Consider the following 15,665-nt stretch of genomic DNA (forward strand, 5'->3'; position numbering starts at 1 on the left):
GTCAGTCCTGTATTGATATCAAAATACACCTGTGCCTCAGATTGATTCTTTGTATCATGAGCTTTACCGGCCAGATGAATGATGGCATCAAACTGAGGTAATTGCTGCATGGGAAAAGAAGTTGTTTCAATATCCTTCCAAGAAAAGGTCTTCACCACTCCCTCCTTTTCCGGAGCAACAATATCAAGCCCATAAAGAACATGATGATTATTTAAGGCAACAACAAAATTGGAACCCACAAAACCGTGGATTCCCGTAATTAGAATATTCATGAAAATAATCTATAAAATATACTGATTGGAAATATAACTATTTATAAGGAGATAAACAGGAGAAGACTCGGTCATTCTACTGATAATAACTCTAAATTACATCATTACAAAGTTTTTATATACAACTTTTCTATTTCTTTCCAAATAATATGTTGTTCATAATTTTCCTCCACTAATTTTCTACCGTTTTTCCCGTACTGTAAGCGCAAATCTTTATTGCCATAAAGTGTTTCTATTGCAGTAGCAAAACATCCAGCATCATGTGGTACAAAAATACCAGTCTCCTCCTCTATTATGGAATCAATACATCCTGTAGCCTTGGTAGTAATGACAGGTATTCCCATAGAAGAAGCTTCTAATACAGAAGTAGGGAAGCCTTCTCTATAAGACGGAAGTACAAAAACATCCATCAAAGCATAATAATTTTCGATGATGGAATTTTGAACATATCCGGTAGTAATGATAGCCGGATTTTTCCGTATATCCTCCACGATCGTTTCTGGTAAAGCATCTCTTTCTTCCAACATCCCCACTAACAACAACCTCATATCACTAAATTTCTGTCGCAATAAGGCAAAAGCTTGTACCAATTCTATGATACCCTTATCTCTAACTAATCTCCCAATAAAACCTATTACAAAACATTTCTCCGGTAAACCCAGTTTATCTTTCAAATCTTGCACTGCCTCATTCTGGACATTCTGCCGATCAAACCGACTTATATCTATACCGTTACATGTTCCCTTAGACAACAACACCTGCTTAGAAGCCGGATTTAATTTATCCTCTATGCTCCGCTTACAGACAGACGGGCTTACGCAAACTATCTTTGTTGCCAATTTTGCAGCCAGTCTATCCATTGACATCAAAAGAAAACGTTTGACCCCTTTCGATGTCTCATATACCAAACCGTGACGGAAATAGATACGAATAGGAACTTGCATGATATAGGCAGAAACCATGGCCAATAATGCCCCTTTAGGAGTATGACCGGTAACAATATCAATATGATTTTGATTGATATATTTCATAATTGATACTATAGCCCTTATATCTTTCCCTACTGATATTTTCCGTAAGATATCAACTTCTTTATATTTGAATTGATATTTTTGAGCAAACCCTAATAATTCATCAGAAGGACTGCAAATAACATACTCATTATAACCATTCTGATGAAAATAAAGAAATTGCTTACCTATAAAATAAGGAAGAACAAACGAAATATTTACAACATGCAGTAGATTATTCATCAAATATCAGATATAAATGAAGTTTTCAAACCATATACTTTTTTCAAATGATCAAAATGACAACAGATTTCCTCTAATTGAGAAAGATTTTCACTCATGTTTATACCAAAATTATGAGGATGCCACCACAAATGATAAATATGTCCTTTTTTTGCAGCATCAGTCATAGAGTTTTTGATACGCCTCATTTTCAATTTCTCCAGAAAAAAAAATTTAGAAGAATAAGGGCGTAAGAATCGGCTTCCTGGTACATCTATCAAATCCTTACCTACAGTATTCTCTATAGAGTAAGTATTACTTCCTGATATATTTAAATATGTATCTAAAAAGCGTAACGCACCCATAGGTGAATATCGAAAAACAGTTTTAGTTGGTTTATAGAGAGCAGTATTAATCATACCTCTAAAATGAGTGAATCCATACTTGTGACAAACTTTCAGGTAATCATCATTCACTTGATTACGAGGAAAAATAATAGAAACAAGATTAACACCTTGTTTTTTTGCATTTGTTATTGCCATTCTTACATCATTTTCAAAATCATCAATCGTCTGTCCTTCTTCTAAACAGTAGTAATGCGAATAAGTATGACTTGCAACCTCTACATTAGCCTTCTTTTGCAACATTTCTATTTCTTGATGGGCCAAAAATAGGCGCTCATCCAATTCTCTATTCATATAAGGCAATAATGAACCAAATGAAGCGTAAAGATGGTTCGAATAAGCTGGTATAAGTATATTATTAGTATTATATAACTCCTGCTGAGAAACATGATTCATTGCACCCACATAACCCACTGTACATTTCATATTATATTTTTCTAACAAACAAACAATCTTGTACAAAGCATCCTTTGCAGAAAATAAATTTTGCTTATAATGTTCTATCTGAGACAAGTCCCATCCAGCTAATCCCCATACCAATTCAAAGTCAAGGGATATTAAAAAATGTCCGTTCATTACTATAATTCTTTTATCACTTTGGCAGGAGCACCCACAGCAACAGCCCATGCCGGAACATTGTGAGTAACAACAGAACGAGCACCAATAATTGCCCCCTCACCTATTTCTACACCAGGCATAATAATGCTTCCCATACCTATTTGACAACCACGTCTTAACGTAATAGGCTTATGTATATAGGGTAAATCATAAGAAACATCACCTTTTTTATAGCCAGCCATATCCCTCCGATGACATAATAAGATACAACAATTAGTGATAATCACCTTATCTTCAATTGTTATAAGTTCCGTGTTGCCATAATCTAAAGACACAGAATGACCTATCAAAACGTCTTTTCCTACTTTACATCCCATCCAGCGCCAAAAAGTAGCTCTCAATACTTTTAAATTCAATGGTTCCAACAAAAATGAAGAATAGCAATATTTATAAAGTAGAAGTTTTCTAATCGTCGAAAAAGTATGGCAAATTACCGCTAAAAGCGATATTTTCCCATAACGTTCCTCATCTGCAATAACATGTATTCGTTTTAAAATCTTAAAAGTTAAAGTACTCATATCATACAATATATCATGGTTCATTAATCAAAGCTTTCCATACTTCCAAATTTTTTTCATAAGAAAAATTTAACCTCCAATATTGAAAAGCATTTTCACTATATGATTTCCAACTCAAAATATTAGACAATTTTATAATTGCAGTAATCCACTCACTTTCTGTTCGAGGTAAAAATCCACATTCAAGCGAAATAATTGAATGATTGTAACCCACATCTGAACCAATACATGGCAATCCAATAGAAAGATACTGAATCAATTTAAAACCTCCTTTACCACGAGTAAATTCACTATCTAATAATGGCATTATTCCAATATGAGCTTTTAACATACCCTCGATAGCCCCCTGTCTACTCCAGCAAATATTTTCTATAATTAAATTATCACAATCACATTCAAGTCTTTCATTACAAATAACCTTTAATACTAATTTCCTCTTATCCAAGTCATACAACAAACGAGCAGTCTTATCCAAAACAGGTATAATAGGCTTTAAAAAGCGCATATTCCTTTTTGTTGCCACCCAAATCATAATAACCTGCTCTTGTAAAAGGGAAAGCCTCTTTAGATTTACTTTATCAGTAAACAATCTATACATATCCCCATCAGTAGTAGGGAGAATAATCACTTTATCCTGATAAGATACTGGTAATAGAGATTTCAAATAATCATGAGTAACTAATACACATGAAGCAAGCTCAGCAAAAGCATCAAATGTTCTTTTGGATACCTCCTTATTTGCAACTATATGATCATCAAAATCCCAAACCAATTTTGTATCACGATAAATAATCCCTCTTAGTAAAAGGCGGAAGCTGTATGGCATATATCTTCCTATAAAACTACGATGTAATACCAATACATCAGGAACAACAAGAAAATCAAAAAATAATCCCCAAAGTCTTCGAAAATAAATATAGAGATATGCTAATATCTTTATATAGATAGGCTTATCAGAAACAGGCATCCACTTTCGATACAATTTCTCTCCCATTTGCATCCTATACTTACAATGAAAATTTTTCTCGTCTAATTTATCTAGGTATTGATATATACGATAATAATCAGTAGAATTTCTATCACCCTTTACATATATGGAAACTTTTTTCATTTTGATATATAAAAAATCTATAAAACATCAATATATATGACAAGCATTACACTAGTGCTTTTTTACACATAAGATTATCTGTCTACGAAAGAGGCAATCAACAAAAAACAGAATAACTCAACTATTTTTAGGGCTCACTTTATTATAGAATGGCATTATCACCATAGCAACTATTACAAAATCATATTTGTCAAAGAAAAAAATTGTATCAACAAATCCTCTTATTAATAAAACAAGAAATAACAACGAAATAAAAATATCAAATTTCCAAAACAAACGACACAGGGTCTTACTAAAACAATATAATATCGGCAAAATTAGAAGACCTATATAATAATGTAATCTCAAAAATGAATTATGAGGGTTAAAAGAGTAAGATTTAAACAATAAATTCTGACTATAATCATAACCAATCAAAAATGTTTTAAGATTTAAATGAGAAAAATATGTATTAATCAACTCTTCTCTTTCTGAAGATTCTAAGCCTTCAGCAGCAAATCTTGTCTTAGCAAATAAATTATCATATAAAATAAGTATATCATCAACAAATACTAAAACAAAAGTCAACAATAAAAGCAATATAACGAATAAGAGATATTTACTATTAGCTATTCTATAAATAAGATAAGCGAACAAAAGCAATAACGAACATAATATCCCAGCTCTTCCAACAGCACTTACACTTACTAAAAGCAAACAGATAGAAGGGACTAACGAATATGATTTATTTTGTTTACATTCTAACAAATATATAACAACAACATATACAATTAAATTAATAGATACAAGATTGCGGCTACTATCATTCATATATGCATCTAATGGATAACCTAATATCAATAATAAAAAATAAAATGAAGACAATAAATAAAATCCCAATTTCACATATTTAATTGAAAATGGCTGAGTCAATAAAGTATATGCCAAAACAAATGAAGAGATGATATAAAACACACTAAAAGACACTCTCGCATTTAATAATTGAATAAAGAAAAAAAGGAAAAAAATGCAGATAAAGAAACAAACTTTACCTGCTAATTTATGTGCAATTTCCTTATTCAGGACTATAAATGTAAATGGCAATAAAAAGAGTATAGCTGTAAGTAGAGATTTCACAATATGAGGAACATAGCAAATAGAGACTGCAAGAAATAAGTATAAAACTAAAAAAAAAGAATTACACGTTACTTTCCTAATTTTCATATTTGAATTACTGTATTAAATACTTATTTCGTCAAGAGTGTTAACAAATTTAATATTTGGTAAAAATTGAGAGATACAATCATTAAATACTTTAACCTCCCGATACCTGTTTAGTAAAATATTTTTATCTTTATATAATTCCCACAAATTAAAAACAGGTATATTAAATATTCCAGCCGAAGTATATCCTGCTGTGGAAAAACCAGAAATAACACATGTAGGGCGTAAATATACAACTTGTTCTCCAGACAAATAGTTAGGAACAATATGACAACCATATTTATTTGCTAGTTCCAAAAAATCCAATGATTTCTCACAAGGATGTAATTTAACACATACATTCAAATTAAACGAAGTTAACTTAAACAATAATTGATCATAAAACTCATTATCTTGAACAACGTAATCCTTAAAAAATAAAATCGAGTTAGGAACATATTGACACCCTTCGGAAGATAACAAACCTGATAATTCTGAAATATTCTTGTAATGCTTATTTAATGCATTTGACAACCCTACATTCAATCCCAATTTACATTTATTATCATAGAACAGCACTTGATATTTAATATTTATATCAACGAATACTATCATTAGTTTCTTCAAAAATTGTTTCATGCCCTCCTTTAGCGTTTTACGTTTCAGAGGAAACGTATAAGTTCCCAAGCCCTCATCAATAATAACATAATCTACTGTCAAATTGCCTAGTGGAACTTTCGAAAAAGTCCTAATATTGACAGCCATAGGATTAAAGATAATTATCCTTTTCCTGCTTTTTTTCAAGAAAATGCGCTTAAAAATCGATAAACCATAATCAGAAGCATCTGTAGTAAGTTTATAAACGGTACAATCCTTAATTCTTAAATCAGAGAAATAGTAATCAGGGAACCTATTTACCCCTGTTGGCATTAAAATAATTACACCTTTACTAACATTGTATAAATCCATACAAGAAATCAGATTATCAAAATGCCAAGAGGAATAGATGAATGCTATAAATTGAAAATTACATAATTCCAAAAACTCTTCACTCAAAAAATCTAATGAATACTTTTCTATAATTTGTACCATAATCACATAAAAAAAATATGAATACCTATGTAAGGATATACCTTATTTTATTATAAATCACTTATCAATTGCTTCTAAGGCAACATTATTATTTAATATTTTTTGGGAATATAAATACACGGTTAAAGCAATTAAAGCGTTTACGAATAACGCTATATAAGCAGCATAAACCGCTCCATATTTAGTGAATATTACAGATAGCACAGCATGTATAATAGCTAAAGGAAAAGTGATATACATGAGCTGCTTCGTTTTCTTATAATAAAACAAAATATTAACATAAACTAAATACAAACATTGAAACATAGAAGCTATACATAATGGAAATAAATAAATCCGCGAATCTATATATTGAGGAAAAACAACTGGCAATAAAAAAAGAGCAGCAACATATATCACAATAGTGATAACAAGGTAACACATAGATAAATATACACAATTTCTTTTTATACAAAAGATCTTAGTTTTTTCTTGTGAGGATAACATCTTATAGATATACACAGAATAAGAAGCATTAAAAGCCATTCCTATTATTTGAATAATATTCGAGATATTTACCGCAAAACTAAATAATCCAACAACTGACTGTAACATAAAAGCATTAATCACATAACGATCAAGACCTTGCCTAAGCCAAAAAGATGTGCCATGAGGTAATAATGGGATGCCAAATTTATATGATTCTTTAAAATCTTTTTTTAATGGTAGAATATTGATCAAATAACCTTTTTTTTTCAATACAAATATTGATATTGAAAAGAACACAATACATGTCAACAACTGAGCGTACACCCTTCCATGCCAATCCAAATGATTAACACCTACAAATATCAATGTAAATACTAAATTTGATAAAACATACGAAATAGACAAAATACCATATTTACCTACTTTTTCTTCCAACCTCCATATATCTAATAATAAAGATATCACAACATGTAATAAGCAATATAAAATAGCAAGAAAAAGAAATAAAAAAGATAATCCCATCAACCTTTCACAAGCACCCCTAAAAACAATAAACGTAAATAACAAGAAAAAGAAAATAAAAATTGACGTAATTAAAACAACATTTACCAATCTTCTAATTTTATCTTTTTCCGAGACAAAAAAGTTAACTCCTATAAATCCATTAGTACCTAAACAAATAAAAATAGTCAAGAATGAGATCAATGTAGTAAAAAGGCTCAATGATCCATAAGAATTTGGATTTATATATTTAGCCATTAACATCATTACAATGAAATTTATTCCTGTATTAAGCATGGAATACATGGCGAATAAAACCCCATTCCTCGCATTCCTATTTCTAAATAAAGCAGATAACATAACACAACAATATGTAAAATACTCAATTAAGAGCACACCCTATAACAAGGAAATATCACAGTACTCAATCCGAATTTCATCAAAAATTATTCCAAATTCAACATTAGCTTGCAAACGTTTAAAACATGACATATATCCATATAGATGCTTACATCTTTTAAAAGTCAACATCCCAAAATTCTTTAGTACTATCCTCTTTCATATTATTCAAAATACTTTTTGTAAACAGATAATATTGTTCAGCAGTATCTACTTTATAGTAAGGAGAGTCATTTTCTTTTAATGGAGTACTAACCACCTGATTTATAGCTTTAACAATAGCTTCTATCTTACAAGGAACATCTATCACGCTCTTTCCTCTTACTCGCCCTTTTTGCCGATCACCAATATTGATTGTATAAGTACCCAAACTAGGTGCCTCAATGATACCAGAACTAGAGTTACCTAATAAAGCATAAGAATTCTTCACCAAATAATGATAAGCATCAGGATGCAAATTATCCACATAAGCAGTATTATCATGACTCTTACAATATGCCTTTATTGCATCACGTATGTCATCTGATTTAGTATCTGCATTTGTTCCTATGAAATAGAAATGATACTTTTGAATGAACTGACTAATTGCCGCAAGAAGTATATTTACTTGTTCGAGTGTAGATGTAGAGGTCATTGTTTCCGGATGGAAAAGAACAGTAAATCCCCTTGGAGCAACTTTAATATCATCCATCACATTTGATTCATTTATCTTCAAGCAATTTTCAGCACCTAGCGCCCCAAGGTATGCTACATTATCCGGATTCTCACCTAACTGTATCACTCGCTTACGATACTCTTCGGTACTCGTAATATGATAATGACTCATTTTTGTAATAGAATGACGTATAAATTCATCATAATTACCTAATGTTATTTCGCCTCCATGCAAGTGTAATATTTTCATCTGATGCATAGCGGCTGCAAGTGCTACCGATAACATTTCATATCTATCTCCAAGAATTATGACAATATCATACTTATGATTTTCAAAATAATATCCAAAAGCAGAAAGTGCTTCTGACATAGCTTCTGTCGTTTCGGAAACCCGATTCACCCCTAAGGTTAAAGGAATCTCCACATCAATAGCAAATCCGTCAGCATGAATTATTTCCAGCTCATTTCCATATTTTAAATCTAGAAGAGCTCCTGTCAATAACAATGAAAAACGAATATCTTCATCTCTATCAAGCAAAGAAATATAACTACGTACTATACCATAATCAGCTCGTGAGCCTGTAGCAAATGCAACTTTATAATTTCCCATTTTCTCGTTCCATTAGTAAGATTTTAGCCAACTCATAATCTATTTTATCGTCTATATCAACAGATTCCACTTTATTCATAATATAGGCTATTGCATTGGAACCAAAAAAATGTTTTCTTTTAAGATAGGCATGCGGTTTAGCAATAAATATTGCTCCATTGGGCGAATATTCTTTATAACCTTGACGCCGATAACGAGAGAAATCTGTATCAAAGTATTTTAAACTCATATCTTCATCAATAGGCTTTACCAATACACTTGCAAAATGGCTCTCTGTCATCGATACAAGAAAATCATACCTATCCATGTTATCTTCAAATAACTCAATAGCTTCCGTTATATGTTTGGAGGTCCGCATTGGAGAAGTCGGCTGAAGCAAAACAAAATAATCGATCGATATATTACATCTTTCCATAAAATCAGCTATGACATCATAAGTAGTTGCTTTGTCATTAGACAGTGCCTCTCCCCTCATCATTACTTCTGCTCCGCACTGTTTTGATATATTTGCATAGTGTACAGAATCTGTAGATACAACAACTTTCTCAAAAACTTCTGTTTGGAGTGCAGCTTCTATCGAGTAAGTCAAAAGCGGCTTACCATTAATAGGAATAATATTTTTGTCTTTTAAGCCTTTTGAACCGGAACGTGCAGGAATAATTGCTATTTTCTTCATTGTTTCAAACTTTGTTCTACTATTTTTAAAAGGGTTTCATATCCTTCTTGAGAAAAATGAAGACCATCAATTGTATATCTCATTTTCAAATCTCCAAACTCATCGGAAAATTCTTTAGTATCAATAAGCGAAACCCTTCTTGAAAAAACTTGATCTATTTTATTATTTAAGCCATCTATCCGTTTATTAGGTCTTTCTAAACGGCCATTAGTGTTAACAATCTTGATAAAGTAGATTTTTGCTTTAGGATTTTTCCACTCAATGAAATCGAATATATGCGAAATGCTTTCTATAATAAATTCATCCGAATAAGGACATACAATATCATTGATACCATGCATTACGATAAATATATCTGAATTGCAATTCAGCAAGTCAGGTTTCAAAATATACTTTTCATATTCAACGGAAGATATTCCTCTAATCCCACAATTCCGTATGTTATATCCACCTATTTTATCGCATCCCCATAAATCAATTTGTGAATGACCAACCAAGCAGATTGTATCACTATCATCACATTGCAAAAAGATATTTTCTTTTTCTTTTATTCGCTCAAGTATAGATTTAGTGAGTAACCTCCGACCAATCTTTTTCTTTTTTAAGACTAAAGCTAACTCAAATTTATCTATTGAATCAATAGTAAGCGCTTCTTCATCAGACAGTACATAATATGAAGTCTGCGCATAAGGGGAAGTTCCTATTAGTACAAACGCATTCGAAACAAACGGAAATTTATTTCGAACAAACACACCAAGGCCAATATCAAACGAATTTATATATTGTTGATTTACAGAAAGAAGTACTCCATCTTGAAAATCACAGATAGCATTTATAATTGATTTTTCAGTAAGAAAAATGGCCGTTCCTGAAACCCAAATTGTATTGGTAGTCAAAAACGGTCTTTCACTTACAACCTTTACAGGATATTTTTTTGCAAGCTTTGCTATTTTTGAAGATTTTGTTAAAAGATATATTTCAGAAAAGAGGGTTATAGCACATACTACATCACAAACATATTCAAAACATAATTTACCCCAAAGACCAAGGGTATAGAAATCATAGGATTGTTGATTGTCTGACTGGCAATTTATTATAGCTATAAATTCTTTATCATACTGATTAATTGGCATATACAAATCATTCAATTTCAATCAACTCATCTCCACCAAAATCTCGCACAGCAACAGTACCAACCACATTGTACCACTCCATTGGGCTAATTCCATTTCCCGGCCGTTTACATGTAAGATTATCTTCTGTTAGAATTTCACCTTTTTTGATTGGCTTACGTGCAACGATTGATTTACGAGCAATATTAATATTCCGACGTTCAGATTCTGTCACTTTTTTACCACCTTCACCGGCAATTATTTCAATACGGCGTACATTATGACAAAGTTCCTTAAGCTCCTCAGGAGTTGCAGAAGCCTTATGATCAGGACCGGGAAGATTTTTATCAAGAGTAAAGTGCTTTTCAATCATAACAATGTCTTTCATGCAAGCACCAATAGCCGCCACGTAACCGACAGAGTGGTCAGAAAAGCCTATTTTTATATGAGGAAATTCTTTATGCAATGTATCTATCGCACTAAGATTCACATCTTCATCCGGTGTAGGATATTCTGTATTACAATGTAATATTACAAGATTTTTAGGATCTTCGTATTTACAAATGATATTGACCGCTTTGTGTACTTCTTCCATAGTACACATACCGGTAGAAAGAATAATTTTTTTATCAGCAGCCTTAATCTTCGCTATACGCTCAAGAAATGGCAAATTAGTAACCTCACCTGAAGGTATTTTCCAAACAGCCTGTCCACTTCGTTGTAAAAAGTCAATCGAATCCATATCAAAAGGAGTGGAAAAGACGTCAAGTCCCAGACTTATGGCATAATTACGAAGTACGATAAAATCATTATAGGACAATTCAAGCCTACGGGTCATCTCCAACTGATTTTCATTATTGCCAGTGGTTACTTTTTGATATTCCGCTTTAGGAGCAAATTTTGATATAAGTTCAACAGCTTTGAATGTTTGGAATTTTACAGCATCAACCCCACAGAATTTTGCCTCTTCCACCATCTTCTTTGCCATTTGAGGAGCACCACAATGATTACAACCTATTTCTGCTATTATATATACATGTTCCATATCTTTCTTACGAATTATATTTATGACTTTTCGACTCGATAACTTTTGCCGGGACACCAACAACAGTAGAATGAGGAGAAACATCTTTTACAACAACTGCACCGGAACCCACAAGAGCCCATTCTCCAATAGTTATCTGACCATTGACAACTGTACCAGAACCAATAAAACTACCATCCATACATATCACATCACCATTGAGCGTTGCATTTGTTGATACATTTACATGACTCTGAATATGGCAACCGTGCTCAACAAGTGCACGTGTGTTTATCACACAATTATCACCTACTGCGCTTCCATGGTTTAGAATAGCTAACTTCCCAATAAAGCAACCTTCACCTATGGTAGCATGATGCGAAACTAAAGCTGTTTTATCAATTACATTAATCAAAGAAAGTCCCATTCCCTTTAGTTTATCAAACCATATTTTTCGTTTCGCATTATTACCTATTGCTACAAAATATACATACGTTTCTGGAATTTCCAGACATTCAATAGAATTTCCCAAAACTGGAAACCCCAAATGCTCAACACCTTTCGTTTTAATATCATCAATGTATCCCACCATGCGAAAATTCATGTGATCCACTGAATCTAAAACAGATTTAGCAAAACCACCTGCTCCTATAATTACAAGATTTTTCATTTTTGAATACAATTACTTATAATCACGCCTCATATCTCTCAATTATTTAAAAATTCTCTGATTGACCTTATCAATTGAGGCAACCTATTCAAAAAAGAAACACATATAATTTCAAATTGACTGATCAATATCAAATTCATATACTATTTTGTTTAACCTCGGATGTCGTTTGTCTTTTTCACTCAATAATATTTTATCCATCGGTATCCTCCAATTAATTTCCAAGTCTGGATCATCCCAAGTAATCGCCCCTTCATATTGAGGGGCATAAAAGTTATCGCATTTATATTGAAAGATAACTTCCTCGCTCAATACACTAAAACCATGAGCAAAACCACGAGGAATAAATAATTGACGATGATTTTCCTCTGTTAGTTCTACTGCCACATGATGTCCAAAAGTAGAAGAACCTTTACGAATATCTACAGCAACATCAAGTACAGCGCCTTTCACAACACGCACTAATTTACTTTGGGCAAAAGGCGGTTTCTGAAAATGTAACCCACGGATTACTCCATAGCAAGATTTACTTTCATTATCTTGCACAAACTGTGTATGACATACTTTTTCTTCAAATTCCTTTCGATTAAAAGACTCAAAAAAGTAACCACGGGTATCTTTAAAAACACGAGGTTCAATAATGACTACGCCCTCTATTGAAGTTTCAATTATATTCATTTTATTCCACTGTTACTTCTTCCCACGGATACTGATTCTCCTCAAACCTCTTCAACTCCTCCACAATCTCCGCCTGTTCCAAAGTCAGCTCATTCTTGTTCCAGATATTGATAATCGTATGCGCCTCACGAGCCAAACTCTCATCATAAAACTCACTATAACAATACGTCAGGAGACGAACCTTTAGCAATGAAGGAGAAAGTTTGGGAAGCACTTCCCAGCTACGATCCAAAACATTCTGGATATATTGCTGCTTACAACCATTATCATAAATCGTTGCAGCGAAAGCTACTAACAAGCCAAGGCAGAGTTCAGCCTCCTCCTCAGCTGTAGTTCCGTGAGAGTTGCAAAGTTCGATAGCTCGTTCGTAAACGTCACGGTTCAAACGCGTAAATTGGTCCGCATAAATGGGACTTCCATCAAGCCCGTAGGTTAGAAGATGATGGGCTGAAGAAAATAATGATGAAGAATTAAAATCCATATTATTAATTGTTATATTTCAAAAAGAGAAGAGCTATTTCACTTATGAAAGAAAAATCAGGCTGATTTGTAAAAGAGAAGAGCCGTTTCAAAAGAGAAGACCTTTCGACAAGCTCAGGATGACGGACTCTAACGACAATTAACGGGATATCAATAATTAATACAAATCAATAACTAATATCAATGACTATCAGCAATTAATACTGATTACCAATCAGCGACTATTATCAATCAATAACTATTACAAATCAATAACCATTACCAGCCAATGACTTTTATCAATCAACGGCTATCGGCTCCACAAGAGTAGGTGGAATAAAAGTAGTAGCAACAGCCATGACACCTTCGATATTAACCACCACACGGCGATCATGACGAATACGGACAAACTCACCGATCACACCTTTGAAAACACCATCGGTGATACGAACTTTCTGACCTTTCACCAGGTTCAGCTCGGCTGATTCTATATAAAGAATGGCTTCATCGTGACTGCCTGCCACGAGAATAAAACTGCGCATCTGTGCATCAGGAATAACAACCGGACGACAATACTCACGGTTCATTATGAAACGTATAGGCATCGTGCCCTCAAGCTCATCCTTCAAAACGTCTATGCGCTTGCGCGTAGAATGAACGAAAACAAGATTATGGATGGCAGGAACTAACCTGCGCACACGCTTACCACCTTTCATCACCATTCCATAACACATTGGAATAAAGCTTTCTATGCCCTCCTTATCAAGAATAGACTTCAAAGTCAATTCACGACTATAGGAAACACGGACAGCAAACCAATGGGGAGTTTGAGAGTTGGAAGTTGAAAGTTGAGAGTCAGTACTTTCAGTCATCATATTTTCGCAAAGTCACTTTGCGTCAGGATATTTTCCAGGGACACCGGAGTAGTGAAATACCTACCGGTCAAGTTATGTAATGCGATTATTTTCAATAACTTATTCTGCATTCATCTTATCTCAGAACTTCCTACCATCACGGAAAAAGAAGCAGTGAAACAATTATGTGAAGCTCTTAGAGGCAAAAGCTATAAACGAAGGAATTAAGGAAGATAAATCGTCTTTTAATCGTTCGTTTAATGGACGCCAAGATTTGTAAAAAAAACGCCTCTTCCCGTAGCGTTCATTCGAATAGATATTAATATTATTTTTTAGGATTTAAAAACCTGTACATTAGATATTTACATAAACAAAAAAGAACTTAGAAAAATATTTTTATCGAACATTTTGGTCATTCCAAAAATACCCTTTACCTTTGCACCATTAAACGAACGTTTTTTAAACACCTCCCATTTCCCATCCCCAACAAACTATATATCAAATAATTACATACCCAAAAACAGTCTATCAAGCCAACCTCATCAAAAGCTATAAACGAGTGATTAAGGAAGATAAGGTTCATCCGACAAATACGTAGTTAACGATAAAAGATAAGCTGGTATGCTATTCCTTCGATTACCCCTAACCATTTTTTAATGACTCAACTTTTGCAAGCTCAACTTTCACAATTGACGAGGCAACAAGTCCTTTATCTCACATCTAATTCTCCTATATTTACAACTATAGTCATGCCAAAACAGCTATTTGCATCCCTCAACCCCTATCGACAAGTACCTGTAGGGGCACTTCCAAAAGGGCTACACCATTTGCCCCGGATGGCTACACCCTTTAGTATGTAGGGCTACACCCTTTGTGGCAAAAGGTGTAGCCCTACACAAGCAATGCTTATCATATAGAATAACCAATAATTTTTTTCCAACAGTTATTAATCTATCAACAGTAGAAAAAAAACACTGTAAAGCCACACTGACTATTAGCCGTTTACAAGAAGTTAGGAGTTTGCCGACAGATAGTTAACTTCTTGTCGGCAAACTCCTAACTTCTTGTAAACAGAGTCTTAATACCTTGTAAGCAGAACAAGATTAGTAATACAACAAGACCTCTAAAATC

16 protein-coding genes are annotated in these 15,665 nt (G+C 33.1%); all 16 read right to left on the reverse strand.

Features of this window, described 5'->3' with window-relative positions; genetic code table 11:
* Positions 1 to 272: NAD-dependent epimerase/dehydratase family protein (locus BUC01_RS19380; RefSeq protein ID WP_139261894.1), on the reverse strand; the 272-nt coding region annotated here is incomplete at its 3' end.
* 104 nt (positions 273 to 376) lie between these two features.
* Complete coding sequence (locus tag BUC01_RS19385) at positions 377 to 1,525, reverse strand: glycosyltransferase family 4 protein (protein ID WP_025835234.1); 1,149 nt, start codon at positions 1,523 to 1,525, stop codon at positions 377 to 379.
* On the reverse strand, positions 1,525 to 2,484 hold the full coding sequence (locus tag BUC01_RS19390) for a polysaccharide deacetylase family protein (protein ID WP_073314562.1): 960 nt from the start codon (positions 2,482 to 2,484) through the stop codon (positions 1,525 to 1,527). Before BUC01_RS19390 ends, BUC01_RS19385 begins: the two co-directional genes overlap by 1 nt.
* 2 nt (positions 2,485 to 2,486) lie before the next feature.
* Positions 2,487 to 3,044 (reverse strand): acyltransferase, encoded by a 558-nt coding sequence (locus BUC01_RS19395; RefSeq protein ID WP_034524722.1) that lies wholly within the window; start codon positions 3,042 to 3,044, stop codon positions 2,487 to 2,489.
* Between the two features lie 13 nt (positions 3,045 to 3,057).
* Positions 3,058 to 4,155 (reverse strand): glycosyltransferase, encoded by a 1,098-nt coding sequence (locus BUC01_RS19400; protein ID WP_139261895.1) that lies wholly within the window; start codon positions 4,153 to 4,155, stop codon positions 3,058 to 3,060.
* 117 nt (positions 4,156 to 4,272) lie between these two features.
* Positions 4,273 to 5,358, reverse strand: a complete 1,086-nt coding sequence (locus BUC01_RS19405) for a hypothetical protein (RefSeq protein ID WP_073314567.1) — start codon at positions 5,356 to 5,358, stop codon at positions 4,273 to 4,275.
* A gap of 15 nt (positions 5,359 to 5,373) precedes the next feature.
* Complete coding sequence (locus tag BUC01_RS19410) at positions 5,374 to 6,429, reverse strand: polysialyltransferase family glycosyltransferase (RefSeq protein WP_139261896.1); 1,056 nt, start codon at positions 6,427 to 6,429, stop codon at positions 5,374 to 5,376.
* A gap of 57 nt (positions 6,430 to 6,486) precedes the next feature.
* Positions 6,487 to 7,758 carry an oligosaccharide flippase family protein gene (locus tag BUC01_RS19415; protein ID WP_025835221.1) on the reverse strand — a complete coding sequence of 424 codons (1,272 nt, stop codon included), beginning with the start codon at positions 7,756 to 7,758 and terminating at the stop codon, positions 6,487 to 6,489.
* Positions 7,759 to 7,915: 157 nt separating this feature from the next.
* Positions 7,916 to 9,061 carry a UDP-N-acetylglucosamine 2-epimerase gene (gene neuC / locus BUC01_RS19420; RefSeq protein WP_025835219.1) on the reverse strand — a complete coding sequence of 382 codons (1,146 nt, stop codon included), beginning with the start codon at positions 9,059 to 9,061 and terminating at the stop codon, positions 7,916 to 7,918.
* Entirely contained in the window at positions 9,048 to 9,737 is a 690-nt protein-coding gene (locus BUC01_RS19425) for an acylneuraminate cytidylyltransferase family protein (RefSeq protein WP_025835217.1), read from the reverse strand. The genes neuC and BUC01_RS19425 overlap by 14 nt, the downstream gene beginning before the upstream one ends.
* Entirely contained in the window at positions 9,734 to 10,870 is a 1,137-nt protein-coding gene (locus BUC01_RS19430) for a GDSL-type esterase/lipase family protein (protein ID WP_025835215.1), read from the reverse strand. Before BUC01_RS19430 ends, BUC01_RS19425 begins: the two co-directional genes overlap by 4 nt.
* 7 nt (positions 10,871 to 10,877) lie before the next feature.
* Positions 10,878 to 11,894 (reverse strand): N-acetylneuraminate synthase, encoded by a 1,017-nt coding sequence (neuB, locus tag BUC01_RS19435; RefSeq protein WP_025835214.1) that lies wholly within the window; start codon positions 11,892 to 11,894, stop codon positions 10,878 to 10,880.
* A 7-nt stretch (positions 11,895 to 11,901) separates the two neighbouring features.
* A complete protein-coding gene (locus tag BUC01_RS19440; protein WP_025835211.1) occupies positions 11,902 to 12,543 on the reverse strand; it encodes an acetyltransferase in 642 nt (213 codons plus the stop codon).
* A 111-nt stretch (positions 12,544 to 12,654) separates the two neighbouring features.
* Positions 12,655 to 13,221 (reverse strand): dTDP-4-dehydrorhamnose 3,5-epimerase, encoded by a 567-nt coding sequence (rfbC, locus tag BUC01_RS19445; RefSeq protein WP_025835209.1) that lies wholly within the window; start codon positions 13,219 to 13,221, stop codon positions 12,655 to 12,657.
* Position 13,222: 1 nt separating this feature from the next.
* Positions 13,223 to 13,702: a UpxZ family transcription anti-terminator antagonist gene (locus tag BUC01_RS19450; RefSeq protein ID WP_025835207.1), complete on the reverse strand. Its 480-nt coding sequence runs from the start codon at positions 13,700 to 13,702 to the stop codon at positions 13,223 to 13,225.
* A gap of 277 nt (positions 13,703 to 13,979) precedes the next feature.
* A complete protein-coding gene (locus BUC01_RS19455; protein WP_025835205.1) occupies positions 13,980 to 14,552 on the reverse strand; it encodes a UpxY family transcription antiterminator in 573 nt (190 codons plus the stop codon).
* Between the last annotated feature and the right edge of the window lie 1,113 nt (positions 14,553 to 15,665).

It is taken from the genome of Bacteroides stercorirosoris (genome assembly GCF_900142015.1).
In the GTDB taxonomy this organism is placed as follows: Bacteria; Bacteroidota; Bacteroidia; order Bacteroidales; family Bacteroidaceae; genus Bacteroides; species Bacteroides stercorirosoris.